Raw genomic sequence first — 20,552 nt, forward strand, 5'->3', positions numbered from 1 at the left:
TGCTGCTGCCTCTCCCTTAGCCACGGTACACATAGTGGTGATCGCCGATCTGCACCGCGAGCCCGGCGTCACCGGACGGCGCGGGGGTGCCGGGTGTGCAGGAACCGGGCAGCACCACCTGGCCGCCGGGCTCGCCCGCCGGGGTGATCGCCGCCGAGCCGCAGGCGTAGTCGGGCGTCAGCGCGCCGTTCGCCGGCTCGCCCGACCAGGTCCAGCGGGTGCCGTCGTAGCTCGGGCCGCGCCCGAAGGCGAAGGTCAGCGACGGCTCGGGCGCGGTGACCGTGTCGGAGAACGACCCGCACACCTCGGCGGCCGCCCAGCGGTTGCACGCCTGGAGCTGGAACCGGTAGGCGGTGCCGAACGCGCCGCCCGTGAGAGACCGCGGGAAGCCGCCCAGCGTGAACGACTGCGTCTCTCCCGCCGGCGACCCGTCCGCGTCGACCTGGCGCACGCGGTACCGCAGCTCACCCGACACCGTGCCGGACGTGGGCGCGGCGAGCACCTGCGCGTCGTAGTCGGTGCCCGTCTGCACCATGGCCACCGACACCTCGGCGGCCTGCACCTGGCCGGGGCTCGGGTAGGCGACCGCCGCCGCGACCGCAGAGGCGACGCAACCGGCCGCGTTGTAGCCCCACACCACGAAGCCGTACGCGGCGTCGACGTCGGTCAGGCCGGTGAACGTCGCGGATCCCACGCCGGCTCCGACCGCCTGCTGCGCGATGACGTCGCCTCCCGCCACGGGTGCCGTGGGCCGCCCGGGTGCCGGGGTCGAGACCGTGCACGCCTGCGCTCCGCCCGGCTGCCCGGTGCCGGGGCGGAGGGCCTGGACGTAGTAGCCCGCGACCGCGCTGCCGTTGCCCTCGAACTCCGGCCAGCCGACGACGACGGTTCCCGGTCCCGCCTCCGGCGTGGCGACGGCCGTGACGGCGGATGCGGCCGGCGCCCCGAAGGGCGTACCCGACGCCACCGACGACGGCCACACCGCGAGGGGTGGGTAGGCGCCGTTCCGCGCCGTGACGACCACGTCGACCGAGGAGCCGTTCTGCAGGCCGGTGAGGGTGGCCGAGCATCCGTCGCTCGCGCAGCTCGCGGCGTCGACCGTCGCCGCGGCCACACCGGTCGCCGTGACGTCGTACTGCCTCACGGCCGACCCGCCGGCGGGAACCGTGGCCGGCGCCCAGCGCACGGCGAGCCCGCCGTCGAGCGGCGCGAGCTCGGGGGTGCCGGGAGCGGACGGCACGAGGTCGGACCACACCGGGACCGAGTAGCTCCGAGCATCCGACACCCCGATGGCGTTGACGGCGGCGACACTCAGCGTGACGGCGGCAGCGGAGCCGTTGCCCGGGGTGGCCACGTCACAGCTCGTGCTCGCGCACCGGCTCGTCGTCACGTCGCCGCCGGCCGTGCGGGCCTCGATCTCGAAACCGGAGATGGGCGCGTTGTTGGCGGGGCCCGGGGAGAAGGAGAGTGTGACGCTGCGGTCGCCGAACCCGGTCACCGAGAGGCCGGTCACGGGCGAGGGGCGGTCGGCGACCGAGATGCGCACGGTGCCCCACGCGGCGCGCGACGGATCACCAGTGGCGTCGAGCACCTGGTACTGCACGGCGATGTCGGCGGCCGGGGCATCGGGGGCGACGGCGACCTCGAGCACGCCCTCGGAGTCGCCGGTCGTGATGCCCACGCCGGCGGGGAGACTGGTGCGGTCGATGCCGCGCACGGCGACCACGCGCAGAGGCGTCGCCGGGAACGGGTTCGTCGCGGCGTCGTTCGCGATCACGTCGACCGTCGTGGTGCGGCCTCGGGGCGCCACGACCGCATCGGCAGCGGGCGCGGCGAGAGGACGGGTCGACGGCACCACCGACACGGCGATGCGACCGGTGGTGGCGGCTCCGCCTTCGCCGCGAACGTCGACTGTCAGCTCCCCGGCGGCCCCGAGCGCGGCCCCGGGCTGGGCGGTCACGGTGAGCGTGGCCCCCAGCAGCACCGCCTGGAAGCCGCTCGGCGGCGCCCCCTCGAGGGAGAAGGCGAGCGGCCCGGGGCTCGCCGAAGTGGTGAGCCGGGACAGGTCGATCGCCTTCTGCTGGCCGGGTTCGAACTCCACCGTGGCTCCGTTGAAGACCGGCGGCTGGTCCTCGCGGGGTGTCACGGTGATGGGCAGCACCAGCGTGGCGCGCCGGGCCGACGGCCCCTCCCCGTCCGCCACCTCGAACGACAGCGACGCGGGCCCGAAGTAGCGGTCGGCGCTGCGGAACGCGAGCGTGCTGTCTCCGACGACGAGGTCGGTGCCGTCGGCATGCGTCGCCCGCACGGTGTTCGGGTCGGTGATGCGCACCGGCCGACCCCCGACCGCGACGACCACGTCGTTCAGGTCGACCTCGAGCAGCGCACCCGAGACGACCTGGAGCACCGGCAGCCCCTGCCGCAGCTGCGGCAACGCGTCGTCGCTGCCCGGGATCTTGACGAAACCCGAGGAGCGCACCGCGGGATCGTCGGGATGCGCCACCGTGAACGGGATCACCTGCGCGGCCTCGCCGACCCGCACGCGGAGCCTCCCGTCGACGACCCGGGCGGTCGCGCCGTACCCCTGCTCCACCGAGAGATCGAGAGCGCTCGGCGAGCCCTCGGCGAAGAACACGTTCCGCAGCACGTCGACGTCGACCTCTGACCGGTCGAGGATGTCGCCGAGCGTCAGCACCGTGTCCTCGACGACCGGGCGGGCGAGCGGCGCGTCGGGGTCGACGTCGATGGTGGCGAAGCCCGACGCCGTCCCGCCGCGGTCGTCGGCGATCGTGTAGATCACGCTGTACCGCCCGGCGGCTTCAGGGGCCCGGATGCTCAGCAGCGGCCCCTCGATCGCCACCCCGTCGCCAGCGGAGCCCGACGCCGCTCCGCCGGCCGTCGTCGTCCCGACACCCGTCAGCGGCTCGACCGCCACGATGCTCAGCGTTCCGCCGCCGGGCGACACGTCGTTGTCGAGCACCCGCAGCAGCACCGTACGGCCCGGACGCACTTGCGCCTCGTCGGGGCTCGCGACCGGGTTTCGCGCGCCGTCGGGCCGCGGTCCGATCCCCACGCGCACGGTGCCCGACGCCTTCGCACCGAGGCGGTCGACGACCGAGTAGCCGAAGGTGTCGGTACCCGAGGAGTAGTCGCCGGCGGCGAACTCGATCCAGTCCGGCCCGGTCGACACCACCTGGCCCTTCGCGGGGACGGAGTCGATGCCGAGGAACTGCACCGAGTCTCCGTCGGGGTCGATGCCCTCGAGGGGGACGTCGATGCGCACCGTCTCGCCCGCGAACACCCGGGCGGTGACGAGGGCGGGCACCGGTGCGGCGTTCACCGTGGCGTCGACCTCGCGCACGCTGATGGTGACCGCTGCCGTCGCCCACTGCCCGTCGGGGGCGTCGACGCGGTACACCGCGGTGACGTCCCCCGGAGTCGACGGGGCGAGGAAGCGCAGCCGGTCACCCGAGGCGAAGAGCAGGCCGGCGCCGTCGGCAGGAGCGGTGACTAGCTCGGGATCGAGGCTCAGCCGGTCGCCGTCGGGATGCCGGTCGTTGGCGAGCACGGGGATGTCGACGACGTCACCGACCCGCACCGATGCCCGGTCGGGCACCGCGATGGGAGGCTGCCGCACGGCGGGCTCGGGGATCTCGAGAACCGTGACCGAGCCCTGCGCGCCCGTGAAGCCATTGCTCACGGTGTAGTGGGCGGTGGAGCGCCCGCCGGTGAGGGGGCCCGTGAGGGTGATGCGGAGCATCCGCTGATCGATCACCTCGACCCGGAGCGCCGGGGCGACGAGGCCTTCTGCGCCTGCACCTGCACCTGCACCTGCACCTGCGCCCGCGCCTTCCGTTGTGCCTGTACCCGCGCCTGCGCTTGCGCCCGTCACGATCAGCACGCCGCCCGCCGGATCGAAGTCGCCGGCGAGCACGTCGACCGACACCTCGGAGCCCTGTCGCACGAAGGCCGCGTGGGGCACGGTCACCGGTCGCGCGTTGGCGTCGGGCGGCAGGGTCGCGACGACCCGGATGACGCCGGTCGCACTGCGGCTGCCGTCACCGACCGCGTAGTCGAGCAGGGTGCTGCCCGGCGATTCGGGGGTGATCCGTACCGTTCCGCCGGCGAAGTCGGGGACGATCCCGAACCCCTCCCGAGCCGGCACCCCCGCGAGCCGAAGACCGGGGCCTCCCCCGGTGACATGAGCGAGCGGAGCGACCTCGACGGCCTGACCGACGCGGGCCAGCACGACGAAGCCGCCCGCCTCGAGCGGCACCTGGTCGGGCGGATGCACCTCGACCGTGAACGATCCGGTCGTGGATGCGACACCGTCGCCCATCGTGACTGTCACCTGCTTCGTGCCGGACGTGGCGCCGGCGTCGATGACGGTGACGACGCCCTCCGGGGTCCAGCTGACGGTGTCGGGAGCGTCGATCGACGCCGACTGCAGGTAGAAGGCGTCGCCGTCGGGGTCGTACCAGTCGCCACGCAGATCGAGTTCGGCCCGGCCACCCAGGCCCACGTCGAGGGTGGTCGTCGTGCTCTGCACCGGCGGCGCGTTCTCGTCGTCGGAACGGATGGTCACCCGCACCAGGGCGTCGTCGGTGCCGCCGTGGCCGTCGGAGATGGTGTAGCCGAACTCGAGCACGCCGCTCGCCCCGGCGGGCGTGCTGAGCTGCAACTGCTGGCCGTCCGAGACGAGGTCGACCGTGAAGGCTGCACCCTCCGGAACCGTGACCGCGTCGATGACGATCACGTCGTCGTTCGGATCGAAGTCGTTCTGCAGCACCGGCAGCACCACGGAGCGTCCGAGACGGGCGCCCAGCTCGTCGTCGCCCGCGACCGGGGGCTGCTGCTCGGGGTCGGGTGCCTCGTCGTCGGCGGCCGTGGTCTCGGCACTGGTCGGCCGCGTGGGCGCGTCGGGGAGCAGAGCGTCCCAGTCGTCGATGGGGGCGTTGCCGCGGGTGACGTCCCAGGAGCGTCCGCTGACCGCGTCGCTCAGGAGCACGCCACCGGTGCCGTTCGTGCGGAAGACGAGACGGTCTCCGGATGCTGCCCCCGGCAGCACTCCGTCCGCCCCTCCCGAGGCGGCCGAGGGGCGACCCCCGGGGGCGGTGGTGTCGGCCGCCGTGGTGACGGACATGCCGTCGGTGAGGCGCGACCCGGCGATTGACCCGCGTTCGGAACCGTCCCGTCCGGAATCGCCGCCCGGGCCGTCGCAGCCCGTCCAGGTGCGGCCGTCGGTCCAAGCCGCGAACCAGCAGCCGTCGATCTGCACGGGTTCGGTCGAGGTTCCGGAATGGCCGTCGGAGAGCACGTCGCCGGCGCCGGTCGACAGTTCGACAGAGAGAAGGGCGGACGGGGTCGCCACGATGACGTGGTCGGAGGAGCCGGACGGGGTCTGGAGCCAGACGGCCGGGCGGGTGGAGGGGTCGTCATCCGTTGGAGTGGTGCCCTGGTCGCTGAGGTCACCGTCACCTGAAGCTCCGTCGCTCGGGCCGCCGCCGGTGGCGCTGTCGCCCGGGTCGCGGGCGGTCGAGTCGAGGTCGGTCGGGTCAGTCGGCAGATCCCCCGGCTGCGGCGACCCGCCGGCGTCGCCCGCACCCTGCCCAGCAGTGAGATCGACCGACACGCTGCCATCGCCGGTGAGAAGGCGGCCCGTCGAGCGGTCGAGGACCACCCAGCGGTCACCGACCGCGCTGATCGCCAGCTCGGCGTCGGCTGCGACGTCGAGGGGTCGAGCATCCGCCCTCTCGCCGCGTGCCAGCGCCACGGCATCGGCGGTATAGACGGAGCCGCTCGCCGGGGAGACCGCGACCACCAGGCCCGCGGTGGTGACGGCCGTCGCCCCGCCGACGCCCAGTGTGAGGTCGGGTGGGCTAGACGGGTCGAAGGTTGCGAGGGCCGCGATGGGCACGCTCCAGACGTCGCCCGACGCCCGCGCCGTGATGACGGCGGTGTCGTCAGCGAGCGCCACCTGCACCTCGCCCGACGGCAGCGGGAACGTGTCGGACACCTCGGCCGTCGCGGTGTCGACGAGGCGCCCCTCGCCACCGCCTTCGTCGAGGACGATCACCTGCTGCCCGGCCTGTGCGAGGGAGAGCGAGCCCGACTCCATGCGGATCGCCGTGTTGAGCTCACCCACCTGCGGATTCGCCCGGCCGGCGGCCTGGTGGAGATCGCTCGTGACCCAGACGGCTGCGTCGTCGAGGTCGACCTTCTGGGCGCTGTAGCCCGTCGAGACCACGGCGGTCACCGCGATGACCGCCGTGATCAGCGCTCCCACCCCGATGCTCGCTCCGAGGGAGCGACGTCGTCGGGCCACTGGGTCGTGCCGTGCCGCTGTCACGGGAGGCTCGCGCACTTCTCGGCGCTCGCGTCGCCGGTGCGGCCCGCGTGCACCACGGAGACGGTGATGCAGACCGGCGTCGAGCCCGTGGGGAAGACGGCGAACTCGGTGCTGCGCTGCACCGAGTTCTCTCCCGTGGAGGTCTCGACCTGGAAGCTGTCTCCGTCGGCGAGACCCGCGTCGCTCCAGCTGAACAGGATGCGGCCGTCGGCCACCTCGGCGCTGATCTCGCCGACCGAGGGCAGCTCGGTGGTGCCGGGCAGCAGAGTGGTCGCGGCGGCGACGGCTCCTCCGACGACGGCGAGCGTGGCGACGAGGGCGATGATCAGGGTGCGCCGTCGGCCGGTGCGGGGTGAGGTGCTTGTTCGTGGTCTCGGTGACGCGAGGCTGCCGCCAGCGCCTGGTGCGCGCGATCTGCCTGCTGTACTCGTGCCTACGGCTGCGCCTGGGCCGGCTGGACCCGTGTCGGGTGCACCTGATGACGCGCGGCTGCCGTTGCGACGTCGCCGGGGCGCGTCGGCGGGAGCTGCCGGTGGCGCCACCGATCGGGCGCGCTCCGGCTCGACCGCCCACTCGGCGCGCGTGATCTCGACACCGGTCTGCGCGAGACCGAACTCGGTCTCGACGGTCTGCAGCTCCTGCAGCAGCTCGAGGGCCGAGCCGGGCCGATCGCCCGGTCTCTTCGACAGCCCGCGAAGAAGGGCGCGCTCGAGCGAGGCGGGCACGTCGGAGCGACCGATCGGCGAGGGCTTGGCCTTGACGATCCGGGCCGAGAGTTCGGAGGAGCTCGGCGACGTCACCCCGGGCACCTCGAACGGCGACCGGCCGGCGAGGAGTGAGTAGAGGGTCGCCGAGAGGCCCCAGACCTCCGACGCGATCGTTCCCCGCGTCTCCTCGGTGACGACCTCGGGGGCCGACCACGGCACCGACAACCCGACGGCGTCGACGGCCGCCGATCGCCCCCGCGTCGACTGCGCGATACCGAAGTCGGAGAGCACCGGCGCACCGTAAGCCGTGACGAGGATGTTCGACGGCTTCACGTCGCGGTGCAGGACGCCCTGCTGGTGCGCGGTGTGCAGCGCCCCGGCGATCTTCACCCCGATGCGCAGCACCTGGGCGACGGGCAGCGGCTCCTGTCGGTAGCGCCGTCCGAGAGACGACGAGCAGAGCTCCATGACGAGGTACGGCCGACCGTCGCTGGACACCCCTGCCTCATAGATCGTGAGGATCGACGGATGCGCACTCAGCCCGGCCATCAGGTCGGCCTCGACCTGGAACATGCGACGCACCTGCTCGTCGACCACTTCGGGCAGCATGACCTTGACCGCCACCTGACGGCGCGGCATGTTCTGCTCGAAAAGGAACACGTCGGCGAAGCCACCCGAGCCGAGCACGCGCACGGGCGTGAACCCGGGCAGCGTGGGGGGCGGGGAGGGGAGGCGGCGCGGCACGGTGCGGCCTAGGGCTGCGCGGCGCCCCGGTCGCCCGGGCGCTCAGGGACGTCGCCCGCAGGCGCGCCGTCGTTCTCGTCGGACTCCACGTCGACCACGACCACCGTGACGTTGTCGCGCCCTCCGTTCGCGAGCGACGCGGCGACGAGTTCGTTCGCCGCCCGCTCGGCCGTCGGCGAGATGGACAGGTAGTGCCGGATGCCGACGTCGGTCAGTTCCTTGGTGAGTCCGTCGGAGCAGATCAGCACGCGCTGGCCGGCGATCACCGAGATGGTGGAGTAGTCGGGGACGGGCTTCTCGTGGAACCCGACCGCACGCGTGATGACGTTGCTGTCGGGGTGGCGCTCGGCCTGCTCCGGTGTGATCAGCCCGGCGTCGAGGAGCTCCTGCACGACGGAGTGGTCGACGGTCAGCTGGTGGAGCTGACCGTCCTGCAGCAGGTACACCCGCGAGTCCCCGATGTTGAAGACCATCCAGGCGAGGTCGTCGTCGACTTCGGCGAGCGCCACGCCCGTGACCGTGGTGCCCGTGCCGAGGACGGACTCGTCCCCGACCCGGTCGATGTCGGTGAGCGCTTCGGCGAGCGCCTCCTCGATGCGGTCGGCGGTGGTGACGGCGTCGCCGATCTCCCCGAGCCGGTCGACGACCGCGGCGCTGGCGACGTCGCCGGCCGAATGGCCGCCCATACCGTCGGCCACGGCGAAGATCGGGATGTCGGAGATCGAGCTGTCCTCGTTGCCGGCCCGCTTGTTGCCCTTGTCGCTGATGGCGGCCCAGGACAGGGTGACCTGCCGGGGCACGGCACCCTTGCGCGTGACGCTGACCCGCGCACTCGTTCGACCGATCTGGGTCACGGTGACAACTCCTGACGACGTTCCGGAACCCTACGGTGTGATTCCGGTATCTATTCGGCCTGGGGGCGGGATTCGGATGGCGTTCCCGCCGCCGAATCCGACGATAGCCGACCCGCTCCCGGCCGCCGAATCAGCGGGCTCGGCCCGGCTGGGCCATGACGACGAAATCCGCGCTCGATACGCTCTGCAGCTACGGAATCGCTTGCCTGAGTGCCCGATACCTGACAGGATCGAAGCATGAGCACGAAGCCCAAGCACTCCGCTCTCGATGACACGTCCAAGGCGATCATCGAGCAGTTGCAAGACGACGGGCGCCGTTCCTACGCCGAGATCGGCAAGGCCGTCGGCCTCTCCGAGGCCGCGGTGCGGCAACGGGTGCAGAAGCTCACCGAGTCGGGGGTGATGCAGATCGTGGCCGTGACCGACCCGCTGCAGCTCGGCTTCTACCGTCAGGCCATGATCGGCCTCAAGGTCTCGGGCGATACCCGCGAGGTCGCCGACGCTCTCGCCGCCATGCCGGCGGTCGACTACGTGGTGCTCACGGCGGGAACGTTCGACATCCTGGCCGAAGTCGTCTGCGAGGACGACGACGACCTCATCGCTCTGCTGAACTCCGAGATCCGGAAGCTCGACGGCGTGCAGTCCACAGAAACATTCGTCTATTTGAAGCTGCACAAGCAGCTCTACAACTGGGGTACACGATGACCACCACCGAACAGCCCATCACCGCCACCGGCTCAGGAACACCTCTCGGCGGGCGGGCCGCGCGCTCCGACGCCGAGCTCCAGCAGATGGCGAAAGATCATTTGTGGATGCACTTCGCCCGTCAGTCCGTGATGGAGTCGGGCGGTGGCGTGCCGATCATCACCAAGGGTGAGGGCCACCACATCTGGGACTCCACCGGCAAGAAGTACATCGACGGCCTCTCCGGACTGTTCGTGGTGAACGCGGGGCACGGGCGGCGCCGGCTCGCCGAGGTCGCGGCGAAGCAGGCCGAGGAGCTCGCCTTCTTCCCGATCTGGTCGTACGCGCATCCGTCGGCCATCGAGCTGGCCGACCGACTGGCCGACCTGGCGCCCGGCGACCTGAACCGGGTGTTCTTCTCGACCGGTGGCGGCGAGGCGGTCGAAACGGCGTTCAAGCTGGCCAAGCATTACTGGAAGCTGCAGGGCCGGCCCACCAAGCACAAGGTCATCTCGCGCTCGATCGCTTACCACGGCACCCCGCAGGGTGCTCTCGCCATCACCGGCATCCCCGCGATGAAGGAGATGTTCGAGCCGGTCACCCCGGGGGGCTTCCGTGTGCCGAACACGAACTACTACCGGGCGCACGAGATGGGCTTCGAGGGCACCGAGGAAGCCTTCGGGCTCTGGGCCGCGAACCGCATCGAGGAGATGATCCAGTTCGAGGGGCCCGAGACGGTCGCCGCGATCTTCCTCGAGCCGGTTCAGAACTCCGGCGGGTGCTTCCCCCCGCCCCCCGGCTACTTCCAGCGGGTCCGGGAGATCTGCGACAAGTACGACGTGCTGCTCGTAAGCGACGAGGTGATCTGCGCGTTCGGCCGCATCGGCAACTACTTCGCCTGCGACACCTACGGCTACCAGCCCGACATGATCACCTGCGCCAAGGCGATGACGAGCGGCTACTCCCCCATCGGCGCGACCATCGTGAACGAGCGGGTGTACGAGCCGTTCAAGCACGGCCAGACGGCGTTCTACCACGGGTACACCTTCGCCGGACATCCGGTCTCGGCGGCCGTCGCGCTCGAGAACCTCGACATCTTCGAGGAGGAGAAGCTGAACGAGCACGTCCGCGACAACTCGCCGCTGTTCCGCCAGACGCTGCAGAAGCTCACCGACCTGCCGATCGTCGGCGACGTGCGCGGCGACGGCTACTTCTTCGGCATCGAACTGGTGAAGGACAAGGCGACGAAGGAGACGTTCGACGACGACGAGTCGGAGCGGCTGCTGCGCGGCTTCCTGTCGAAGGCACTGTTCGACGCGGGGCTGTACTGCCGGGCCGACGACCGGGGCGACCCCGTCATTCAGCTGGCGCCGCCTCTCACCATCGGGCAGAGCGAGTTCGACGAGATCGAGCAGATCTTGCGCGGGGTGCTCTCGGAAGCCTGGACCAGGCTCTAGGCCTCGGCCTCGCCTGCGCCCCCGCCCATGGCAGCGACCGACTACCGCGATCTCTCGTTCTGGTTCGACTCGCTCGCCGGGTCGGGCCGGGATGCACTCATGCCTCGCCCGGGTCTCACCGGCGATCAGCGCACCGATGTGTGCATCATCGGCGGTGGACTCACCGGGCTGTGGACCGCCTACTACCTGAAGCGGGCGAACCCGGAGCTCGCGATCACCGTGGTCGAGAAGCACATCGCCGGTTTCGGCGCGTCGGGGCGCAACGGCGGTTGGTGCTCGGCGCTCTTCCCGACGTCGACCTCCGGACTGCGTCGCGCCTACGGCGACGAGGCGGCGATCGCCATGCGCCGGACGATGATCGACACGGTCGACGAGGTCGGCCGTGTCGTCGCAGCGGAGGGCATCGACTGCGACTACGTCAAGGGAGGAACCGTCACGTTCGCCCGCGGAGACGTGCAGCTCGCGTCGGCCCGGGCCGAGGTCGAAGCGGCGAAGGCCTTCGGCCCCGACGAACCCGAGCTCGTCACCGCGGGCGAGGCGTCGGAGCCCTCGTCCGATCGTCGCGCGGCTCTCGGGCGCGCCCTCCGCGCTACGCGCGCGGCGGCCGCCTCGTTCGACCCGTCGTGCGCCCGGCTGCAGCCCGCGAAGCTCGTGCGGGGCCTCGCCGACGTCGTGGAGCGGATGGGGGTGGTGATCGCCGAGCAGACCGAGGTGGTCGAATGGGCGCCCCGGCGCGTGCTCTGCGAGGGGCCGTCGGGCCAGGTGCTGGTGCACTGCGACACCGTCGTGATCGCCACCGAGGGGTACGGTGCTCAGCTGCCCGGTGTGAAGCGGCGCATCCTGCCGCTGTATTCGCTGATGATCGCGACCGAGCCGCTGCCGGCCGAGCTGTGGGACGAGCTCGGCATCGAGCACGGCACGACCTTCTCGGACTACCGGCACCTGCTCGTGTACGGCCAGCGCACCGCGGACGACCGCTTCGCCTTCGGCGGGCGGGGCGCTCGGTATCACTGGGGCAGCAGCATCACTCCCGGCCACGACCGGTCGGCTGCTGTGTTCGCCCACCTGGAGCGGGCACTCGTCGACCTCTTCCCGGCCGCCGCCGGCGCCGAGGTCACCCATCGCTGGGGCGGGCCGCTCGGTGTCCCCCGCGACTGGCACGCCTCGGCGAGCTACAACCCGCGAACCGGTGTGGCGTTCGCCGGCGGGTACGTGGGCGATGGCCTCAGCACCACGAACCTCGCCGGTCGTACCCTCGCCGACCTCATCGGTGGTCACGACAGCGAGCTCACCGGCCTGCCCTGGGTCAACCACCTCTCGCCCCGCTGGGAGCCGGAGCCGCTGCGCTTCATCGGCGCTAACCTCGGCCTCCTCGGCACGACTGCCGCCGACGCGGAGGAAGCCCTCACCGGCCGCCCCTCCCTCGCGGCGCGCGTGCTCGGCCCGCTCACGGGCCACTGACCCCGGGCCGGCCCGCCGCGCCGCGACGGCACCCGCAATCGCGGCGCATTTGTGGACACCGGCGGCGCGCGTGAGGACACCATATGAAGCGCGAGCAGTGAGTGCTGGCGCAGGTCGCGTCACAGCACGACCAGAGACCGCACCCCGGGTCCGGCCAAGGGCAGCTCCGGACACGGCACTCACGGCGACGGCACTCATCGCGACAGCACGCGGCGTCGGAGCGCGGCGGGCCGGGGCGGTCAGTCGAGCCATTGCGGGACCAGGCCCTGATTGAGGATCTGGCGGAACAGGTGTGCCAGGGAGCAGGTGGGGTCGGCGGCGAGGCACTCGTCGAGGTAGGCCGCGGCGACGGTTCCCCGGCCTCGACACCACTCGAGCCACGCCAGCATGACGAGCGGTGAGGCGGCGAGCGACGGCGGCACGCACTCGGCGACACGGCGAAGGACCTCTACCGATCGGCGGAGCGTCGGCTCGCGGGGAGCTTCGGGGGCGGATCCGAGGAAGGTCGAGAAGACCGACCCGGCGCGGGCATCACTGCCATCGAGGGACTCGGCCAGTGCCGTAACCGAGCCGTCGAGGCCCCAGGCGCACTGCATGAGGACCAGGTCGCGCAGCATGCGGCGCCGGAGCGGCCAGGCAAGGCGGATGGCTCCGATCTCGCTGGGCAGTCCTTTGGAGGGGTCGAGCGCGTTGCACCACAGCTGGAGGGCTCGCATGGGGTCGAACTCGGTGCGGTCTCCGTCCTCGGCGGGCAGACCCAGGGCAGCCAGGGCGGCGACGGCCAGTTCCTCGGGGACGCGGTCGAGCGGGACGAAGGCGCCTCGATGCGGATCGACCGGTGTGCCGGGGAGCGGCTGCCGACGCTTCGAGGCCGCATCGTCGGAGGTGGGCGCGGCTGGATCGAGCAGCGAGGGCGGCATCGGGATCGCTGCGCCCGGGCGGGGTGGGCGGTGCGCGTCGCCGGACGGCGAAGTCGTCACCGCGCCTGGCTCGAACCGGCGGACGATGTCGCCCGAGACGTCGATCAGCTCGCCGATGGTGAAGCCGGCCGCGTCGAGCCCGACGGCCAGGGCGACCAACAATTCTCCCCTCGCGTCGGTGGGAGCCGGGCGCCGTTGGGCACCGTGTCTCGCCGGCGGTCCCGAGATAGCCGTGTCGGGCGTACACGGCGCGTCGAGCGCCACCGACGATCCGGCCGTGGGCGGTGCGGCCGGCGGTGCGGGTGGGGTCGGCGGGGCGAACGCGGCCGGTGATCCGGAGGCGGGCGACTCGGCGGGCGGGGTGGGCGCGGCCGCTGATCCGGAGGCGGGCGATGCGGTCGGCCGGGCGGAGCGGCAGGTCGAGGTCGGTGGGGCGAATGTCACCAGGTCCAGGCGCGCTACCCCGGTCAGGCGCGACAGAAGGCCGGTCAGAGTGTTCGCCAGCCTCGATACGGCCTCGGGGTCGGCCCACACGTCGGAACCGCCGCCCGCGACCACACTGGTCATCGAATCGGAACCGGCAGTCGAGTCGGGACCGGCCGTGGGCGGGAGGTCGACTCGAAGGACCGCAAAGGGTCGGCGACGGCGGCGGATGCGGAGGGCGAGACTTCCGCGAGGGACGAAGCCGAGTGTGCGGACGATGTCGGTGACGACAGCGACCGCAACATCGGTTTCGAGCGGCGCATCACCCTCTGACGATCGCTCGGGCGGGGAGGGCCGCCGCGGATCGGATCGGTCGGCCGCACGAGGGCGCGTCGGCCGGGAGCGGGAGGTCTGGTGCGGCGGCTCGCCCGGCACCTGGTCGACGGACACCGCACAGGGCGGCGACTCGACGGGAGGCGGGATCGCGGGGAGCGTGGTGGGGGCGGTCGGCGTTGTCATGGCCACAGTGTGCGCGGGGCGGACAGGGGCGAGACGCTGGCGGGGGTGATCTGTGGAGGGCGCTGGCGCATCCGCCAGCTGTGGAGAAGGCAGGGACCGGGAACGCCCGCCCGGACGCACGACGGCCCGGCGCGCACGAGGCGCAGCCGGGCCGGCGAGACGGAGTGGATCAGGCGGAGAGAACGGCCTGCACGTCGAGGGTGATGGTGACCTTGTCGCCGACGAGGACGCCGCCGGTCTCGAGCGCGGCGTTCCAGTTGACACCGAAGTCGTTGCGGTCGATCTCGGTCTTGGCCTCGAAGCCGGCCTTGTAGTTGCCGTAGGCGTCGGTGCCGAAGCCGCCGAACTCGAAGTCGAAGGTGACCGGCTTGGTGACGCCCTTGATGGTGAGGTCGCCGTCGATCTTGTAGTCGCCGTCGACGACGCGCACGCCGGTCGAGACGAACGTCAGCTCGGGGTGGGTGGGGGCGTCGAAGAAGTCGTTGGTGGCGAGGTGGCCGTCGCGGTTCTTGTCGTTGGTGTTGACCGAGGCGACGTCGGCGGTTGCGGTGACCTTGGTCTCGAGCGGGTTCTCGGTGGTGACGAAGGTGGCGTCGAACTTCTCGAACTTGCCCTTGACCTTGCTGATCAGCATGTGGCGGACGGAGAAGGCGACCTCGGAGTGCGAGGGGTCGACGGTCCAGGTGCCGGCTTTGTACCCGGGGATCTCGATGGTGTCGGTCATGTGTTCCTCTTTCGTGAGTGTGAGCAATGGCGGGGAGCGATCACCCGTCCCCACGGTCTATACAAATGCATGCAAGCACATGTTTATTCCGGTCTGGTGACATCGACCTCCGAATCGGCGGGGAACCGAGCGGACGCGCCCGCGGAGACATCCCGTCTTTTTCGTCCGTCACATACTCTGGAGGCCATGTGGAAGCCGTCCGCCCGCAGCTGGGGCACCGTCGCCGTCGTGACCGCGCTCGTCGCGGGCGCGGGAATCGCGACCGGCGGCACGGCGACGGCGAGCCCGGCGCCAGCACAGGGGCAGGCACAGGCACAGGCGCAGGCCCAGGCCCAGGCCCAGGCGCAAGCTGTCCAGCTCGGGTCCACCCCCCGCATCGACTACCCCACCTGGGACGAGGTCAACGCGGCGAAGCAGAACGAGCAGTCCACCGCAAACGAGATCACGCGGGTCACGGCGGCCCTCGACGAGCTCTCCGCGATCTCCGCCCAGCGCGCCGACGCGGCACTGCAGGCCGGCCAGGAGTACCTCCAGGCCAAGGCCGCCGCCGAAGCCGCGACCTCGTACGCCACCACCCTGCAGACCCAGGCCGACGACGCGAACGCGAAGGCCGACACCGCCATCACCCAGGCCGGCCTCCTGGCGGCCCAGCTGTACCGCTCCGGCGGCGACACCACGATGAACCTCGTGCTGAACCAGAACACCTCCGACTCCCTGCTCTACCAGCTCGGCACGATGACGAAGCTGACCGAGCGCACGGGCCAGATCCGCGAGGCCGCCGAGGCGGCGAAGAACACGGCGAAAGCCCTTGAAGATCAGGCTCAGGTCGCGAAGACCCAGCGCGACCAGCTCGAGCAGGCCGCCGACGAGCGCCTGCGGGCGGCCGAGGACGCCCAGGCCGCCGCCGATGCGCAGCTCGCCGAGGAGCAGAACCGCAGCAACTCGCTCGTCGCGCAACTCGCATCACTGAAGAACGTGACCGCCGACGTCGAGTCGCGGTACCGCGAGGGCGAGGAGCTGAAGCGGCAGGAGGAGGAGCGCCAGCGTCAGGCGCAGGCCGATCAGGATGCTCCGGGCAGCGCCTGGGTGCCCGGTGAGGTCGCCTCCCCCGCGGTGGCGCAGGCCTACGCGCAGAGCATCCTCGGTAACTACGGCTGGGGCGGCGACCAGTTCGGCTGCCTCGTGCGGCTCTGGATCGGCGAGTCGGGCTGGCGCGCGAACGCCTACAACCCGTCGAGCGGGGCCTACGGCATCCCGCAGTCACTCCCCGCGTCGAAGATGGCCTCGGTCGGCACCGACTACGTCACCAACCACGAGACGCAGATCATCTGGGGGATGAACTACATCTCTGACCGCTACGGCACGCCCTGCAACGCCCTCTCCGACTGGACCGCCCGCGACCCGCACTGGTACTGACGCTCAGTACCCCCGATGATCCTGAATCGTCATCCGCGGCCCGTGCCGAGGCGGCCTGAACCCGCTCGCGAGCACCAGCCGCACGACACGCTGCCGCTGACCACGCCACGGTTCGAGGAGCTCGGCGAGCGCATCGTCGTCGATCGGCTCGCCCACGAGGGCCCAGCCGATGGTCGCGGCGAGGTGGTAATCGCCGAAGCTCACCGCGTCGGGGTCGCCGTGGGCGCGCTGCGCCGTCTCCGCCGCCGTCCAGACCCCGACCCCGTTCACCGTGCGCAGCCGGCGCCACACCTCGTCGCCGCCACGACCGAGCGCGAGGGTGCGCTCGAGACCCGACGCGACCTGAGCGGCCAGCAGCACGGTGCGCGAGCGACCCGGATCGACCCCGGCCCGATGCCACTCCCACGACGGGATGCGCCGCCACTGCTCGGGCGTGAGGGGCAGCCGGAGCGGCACGTGCCCGAAGGCCGGCCGGGCACGACCCTCCGAGACGTGAGTTCCGAGCGGCCCCGGGGCGACCTCGCCGTAGCGGGTGAGCAGGATGCGCCACGCCCGGAACGCCTCCACCGACGTGACCCGCTGCTCGATCACGGCAGGCGCGAGAGCGTCGAGCACCCGCCCCGAGCGCGTCAGCCGCAGCCCCTGGTTGCGCCGGGCCGAGTCGGCGAGCAGCGGGTGACCCGAGGTGTCGAGCTCGGCCCAGTCGTCGCCCTCACCGAGCAGCTCGGGCACCATCGACACGGCGACGGATGCTCCGCTTCCCCAGGCCCGCACCCTCACCTCGCCCGACACCGGCGTGAGTAGCAGCGTCGCGACGCCGGGGCTCTCACCGGCGGTGCGCAGTGCGATCCACACCCCGCCGCCCTCGTCGAGGCGGATGCACGGATCCCCTGACCCGCGTCGGTGCGGCGACAGCGTGCCCCGCAGATCGAGCGGCCCCCGAGGCCGGTAGACCGTCTCGATCTCGGGCCCGTGGACCTGAGGGGAGACGGTCGGAGTGCTCATCGTGGCAGAAGACTACGTCATGCCCCGGACACCGGCGCTCAGTCGGACGGATCGAGCATCCCCCGCAGCCAGCCGGGCCCGCGCACCTCGGCACCGAGCGCCTGCACCCGCTCGGTCAGACCCCGGTCGGCGGTCACCACGACGATCCTTTCCCGCAGAGGCTGTGACGCGGCCCGCGCGACCTCGTCGACGATCGCGTCGTCGCCCGAGCCCGCCGCGCGCAGCACGGAGATCCGCTCCGAATCGACGGCGTCCGCCTCCTTCGCCTGGCCCTCGAGGACGACGACGAGGTGGGGCCACGTCCTCCCCGGCCCGGCCTCCGGCGAGAGCGGAGTCGACTGCGAGACCGGATCCGACAGCGACGAGGTCTCGATGCCGGCGGCTCCGAGCCTCTCGAGCTGGGCGAGAAGCCGCGTCGCGGCCCCCGCCCGGTCCTTCCACCAGCCGTCGGGCACCGACCCGACCACGTTCGCCGCGTCGACCACCACCCGGACGCGCTCCTCGAGCCGCTCCCGGAGGGCCGGCCACGACGAGCCGAACCCCGGGTGCAGCGGCAGCGCCTCGACCTCGTCGACGGGTACCCAGCGCAGCTCCAGGCTCTCGGCGTCGCCGATGCGGGGCGCGAACGGGCGCGACGTGCGGGTGACGACGGTGACGTACGACCAGAAGCCGAGGTCGAGCACCGAGGTGAAGGCGAGCCTGAGGGCATCGGCCGGAACTCCGGCCTCCTCCTCCGACTCGCGGATCGCGCCGTCGACCGCCGACTCGCCCTCGTGCCTGGCACCGCCGGGCAGGCCCCAGGTTCCGCCGAAGTGGCTCCACTCCGCGCGGTGCTGCAGCAGGATGCCCGCCGCCTCGTCGTGCACCAGCAGCCCCGCGGCGCCGTAGCGGCCCCAGAACCGGCGGCCGTCCGGCCCCTCGACCCAGGCGTCGCCGCTGTCCCGCGGGTGCGTCGGGGGAAGTGCCGTCATGAGTCCACCTTCTCACGATGTACCCAGGGCGCCCCGCCCCGACGACGGCCGACCAGAACGAACCACCGAGCGACCATGATGGAGACATGATCGTCACCCCCGCGCTCCGCCACCCGCTCCGGCGCTTCGCGACCCGCTCCGGAGAGCGCGTGATCGACTTCGACCGGCGCATCGCGGTGATGGCGATCGTCAACCGCACGCCCGACTCGTTCTTCGACCGCGGCGCGACCTTCGCGCTCGACAAGGCGGTGGCGAGCGCGGTCGCCGCGGCCGACGCGGGGGCCGACTGGGTCGACATCGGTGGGGCGAAGTTCGCTCCGGGCCCCGAGATCGAGGCGGCCGAGGAGCTCGACCGCGTGCTGCCCGTGGTGACCGCGCTGGCGGGGGCGAGCGACGTCGTCATCTCGGTCGACACCTTCCGGGCATCCGTCGCCGCCGCCTGCCTCGCCGCCGGAGCGCACGTCGTGAACGACACCACAGGGCTGAGCGACCCCGAGATGGCCGTCGCCGTCGCCGTCGGCGGCGGATCGCTCGTGGTCACCCACTCGCTCGCCGAGCCCCGCACGCCCTACCCGCGGCCGCACTACGACGACGTGGTCGATGAGGTGCGCGCCTTCCTCGTCGAGCGGGTCGAACGCGCAGTCGACGCCGGTGTCGCCGAGAGCGCGCTCTACATCGACCCCGGGCACGACCTGAACAAGAACACGCTGCACAGCCTCGAGCTCACGCGACGGTTCGACGAGATCGCCTCGATCGGCCTGCCCGCCCTGGCCGCCGTGTCGAACAAGGACTTCGTGGGTGAGTCGCTCGACGCCGCCAAGCCCGACCGCCTCGAGGGCTCGCTCGTGGCCGCGACCGTCTGCGCGATGCTCGGCGCCCGCATCGTGCGCATGCACGACGTGGCCGCGTCGGTCGCGTCGATGCGCATGCTCGAGACCGTGCTCGGCTTCCGTCAGCCCTCCTTCCTGTCGCACAACGTCTGATCGCCCACCCGAGAGAAGGCTTCCGGATGACCGTCCCACCAACCCCCGACATCGTCGAGCTCTTCCCCCTGCCCTCGCCCCCGCTCGCGCCCGAGGAGCTGCTCGCGCTCTACGCCCCCGACCGGGAGACCCCGCACCTCCGGGTGAACTTCGTGCAGAGCCTCGACGGCTCGGCGTCGATCGACGGGCTCTCCGGCGGCCTCGGCGGCCCCGCCGACAAGGTGGTCTTCGACATCCTGCGCGGGGTCTCCGACGTGGTGCTGGTCGGCGCCGGCACCGCGCGCTCCGAAGGCTACGGCGCCCTCACCGTCGACCCGCGCTTCCACGCCTGGCGTGAGGCGCTCCGGATGCCCGTGCACCCCGCCCTGGCGCTGGTGAGCGGCCGGCTCGACCTCGACCCGGCGTCCGACCTCTTCGCGAAGGCGCCCCGCCGACCTCTCGTGTTCACCTCGAAGGCAGCGCCGCCGGACGCCCGGCGGCGGCTCGCCCCCGTCGCCGACGTCGTCGACGCCGGTGACGAGCGCGTCGACCCCTCCCTCATCGTGCGGGAGCTGCACGAGCGGGGCCTCACCCAGATCCTCTGCGAGGGCGGGCCGACGTTCTTCGGCGACCTGATCGCGGCCGACCTGGTCGACGAGCTCTGCCTCACGATCAGCCCGGTGCTCGAGGGCGGCGTCGGCCCGCGGATCGCCCGGGCGGGCGGCGACATCGTCGTGCCGCGGGATCTCGAGCTCGCGCACCTCCTCCGCAGCGGCGACCTGCTGCTCTCGCGCTGGACCCGCCAGGCTCGATGACGAGCACCACGTCCGTGGGGATCGACGCCTGGGATCCCGATTCCACCGGCGATCGGGCCGCCGTCGCGGCGATGCTGTTGGCCTACCACCGGCAGACCGAGCAGGAGAAGGGCGCGTCACCCGACGAGCTGACGGCCCGCTACCGCGCCGAGATCGACGACCCGCTCGACGCCTTCACGGGTTCGACGGTCCTCGTCGCGCGGGATCGTACGGAGACGACACCCGCCGACGCTCTCGGGATGCTGGTGCTGGCCCCGGCCGGTGACGGCTGGTTCGAGGTGAAGCGGCTCTGGGTCGAGCCGTCCGCCCGGGGCCGGGGCACTGCGCGGGCGTTGCTGCGGGCGGCCGCGGAGCGGGCCGAAGGGCAGGGCGCCGGCCTCCGGCTCTCGGTGTGGGAGTGGCGGGGCGCCGCGCTCGCGCTCTACGAGACGATGGGGTTCAGGCGGGTGCCGTCGTGGGACCCGCGGCCCGGCCTCGTCTGCCTCGAACGCGCCGGCACGTCGTGAGCGCGGGCGCGCGGGACGGGCATCCGCTCGACACC

General features: G+C 72.1%; 14 protein-coding genes. 7 read left to right on the forward strand and 7 right to left on the reverse strand.

Features of this window, described 5'->3' with window-relative positions; all coding sequences use genetic code 11:
* Positions 1-16: 16 nt before the first annotated feature.
* The 3 genes from NVV95_RS02390 to NVV95_RS02400 are packed head-to-tail and all read right to left on the reverse strand — an operon-like array spanning position 17 to position 8,654.
* Positions 17-6,286 carry an Ig-like domain-containing protein gene (locus tag NVV95_RS02390; protein WP_259484930.1) on the reverse strand — a complete coding sequence of 2,090 codons (6,270 nt, stop codon included), beginning with the start codon at positions 6,284-6,286 and terminating at the stop codon, positions 17-19.
* Positions 6,287-6,345: 59 nt separating this feature from the next.
* A complete protein-coding gene (locus NVV95_RS02395; RefSeq protein ID WP_259484931.1) occupies positions 6,346-7,800 on the reverse strand; it encodes a serine/threonine-protein kinase in 1,455 nt (484 codons plus the stop codon).
* Positions 7,801-7,808: 8 nt separating this feature from the next.
* On the reverse strand, positions 7,809-8,654 hold the full coding sequence (locus tag NVV95_RS02400; protein ID WP_259484932.1) for a PP2C family protein-serine/threonine phosphatase: 846 nt from the start codon (positions 8,652-8,654) through the stop codon (positions 7,809-7,811).
* A 237-nt stretch (positions 8,655-8,891) separates the two neighbouring features.
* On the opposite strand from NVV95_RS02400, the gene NVV95_RS02405 reads away from it, so the two are divergent.
* Genes NVV95_RS02405 through NVV95_RS02415 form a run of 3 tightly spaced genes read left to right on the forward strand, consistent with a single transcriptional unit; the run spans position 8,892 to position 12,256 of the window.
* Positions 8,892-9,359 (forward strand): Lrp/AsnC family transcriptional regulator, encoded by a 468-nt coding sequence (locus tag NVV95_RS02405; protein ID WP_259484933.1) that lies wholly within the window; start codon positions 8,892-8,894, stop codon positions 9,357-9,359.
* Positions 9,356-10,795 carry an aspartate aminotransferase family protein gene (locus tag NVV95_RS02410; protein ID WP_259484934.1) on the forward strand — a complete coding sequence of 480 codons (1,440 nt, stop codon included), beginning with the start codon at positions 9,356-9,358 and terminating at the stop codon, positions 10,793-10,795. Before NVV95_RS02405 ends, NVV95_RS02410 begins: the two co-directional genes overlap by 4 nt.
* Before the next feature lie 27 nt (positions 10,796-10,822).
* Positions 10,823-12,256: an NAD(P)/FAD-dependent oxidoreductase gene (locus NVV95_RS02415; RefSeq protein ID WP_259484935.1), complete on the forward strand. Its 1,434-nt coding sequence runs from the start codon at positions 10,823-10,825 to the stop codon at positions 12,254-12,256.
* Between the two features lie 239 nt (positions 12,257-12,495).
* Here NVV95_RS02415 and NVV95_RS02420 read toward each other — a convergent pair whose 3' ends face one another.
* Entirely contained in the window at positions 12,496-13,440 is a 945-nt protein-coding gene (locus NVV95_RS02420) for a DUF4192 family protein (RefSeq protein ID WP_259484936.1), read from the reverse strand.
* Between the two features lie 847 nt (positions 13,441-14,287).
* Positions 14,288-14,842, reverse strand: a complete 555-nt coding sequence (locus tag NVV95_RS02425; RefSeq protein WP_259484937.1) for a YceI family protein — start codon at positions 14,840-14,842, stop codon at positions 14,288-14,290.
* A 186-nt stretch (positions 14,843-15,028) separates the two neighbouring features.
* Between NVV95_RS02425 and NVV95_RS02430 the strand changes: the two genes are divergently transcribed.
* Positions 15,029-16,258, forward strand: coding sequence for an aggregation-promoting factor C-terminal-like domain-containing protein (locus NVV95_RS02430; protein WP_259484938.1), 1,230 nt, complete (start codon positions 15,029-15,031; stop codon positions 16,256-16,258).
* Between the two features lie 3 nt (positions 16,259-16,261).
* Here the strand turns inward: NVV95_RS02430 and NVV95_RS02435 are convergent, their stop codons facing one another.
* Both NVV95_RS02435 and NVV95_RS02440 read right to left on the reverse strand, forming a co-directional pair.
* Positions 16,262-17,263 carry a DNA-3-methyladenine glycosylase family protein gene (locus NVV95_RS02435; RefSeq protein WP_259484939.1) on the reverse strand — a complete coding sequence of 334 codons (1,002 nt, stop codon included), beginning with the start codon at positions 17,261-17,263 and terminating at the stop codon, positions 16,262-16,264.
* Positions 17,264-17,301: 38 nt separating this feature from the next.
* Positions 17,302-18,234: an NUDIX hydrolase gene (locus NVV95_RS02440; protein WP_259484940.1), complete on the reverse strand. Its 933-nt coding sequence runs from the start codon at positions 18,232-18,234 to the stop codon at positions 17,302-17,304.
* An 86-nt stretch (positions 18,235-18,320) separates the two neighbouring features.
* On the opposite strand from NVV95_RS02440, the gene folP reads away from it, so the two are divergent.
* From folP to NVV95_RS02455, 3 genes are read left to right on the forward strand one after another with little or no spacing between them, the layout of a single operon-like run.
* Positions 18,321-19,217 (forward strand): dihydropteroate synthase, encoded by an 897-nt coding sequence (folP, locus tag NVV95_RS02445; protein WP_259484941.1) that lies wholly within the window; start codon positions 18,321-18,323, stop codon positions 19,215-19,217.
* Positions 19,218-19,243: 26 nt separating this feature from the next.
* Positions 19,244-20,011 carry a pyrimidine reductase family protein gene (locus tag NVV95_RS02450; RefSeq protein WP_259484942.1) on the forward strand — a complete coding sequence of 256 codons (768 nt, stop codon included), beginning with the start codon at positions 19,244-19,246 and terminating at the stop codon, positions 20,009-20,011.
* The gene (locus tag NVV95_RS02455) at positions 20,008-20,517 is read left to right on the forward strand and encodes a GNAT family N-acetyltransferase (RefSeq protein ID WP_259484943.1); all 510 of its coding nucleotides are present in this window, start codon (positions 20,008-20,010) and stop codon (positions 20,515-20,517) included. Before NVV95_RS02450 ends, NVV95_RS02455 begins: the two co-directional genes overlap by 4 nt.
* Positions 20,518-20,552: the final 35 nt, after the last annotated feature.

The organism is Herbiconiux gentiana, from assembly GCF_024978135.1.
In the GTDB taxonomy this organism is placed as follows: domain Bacteria; phylum Actinomycetota; class Actinomycetes; order Actinomycetales; family Microbacteriaceae; genus Herbiconiux; species Herbiconiux gentiana.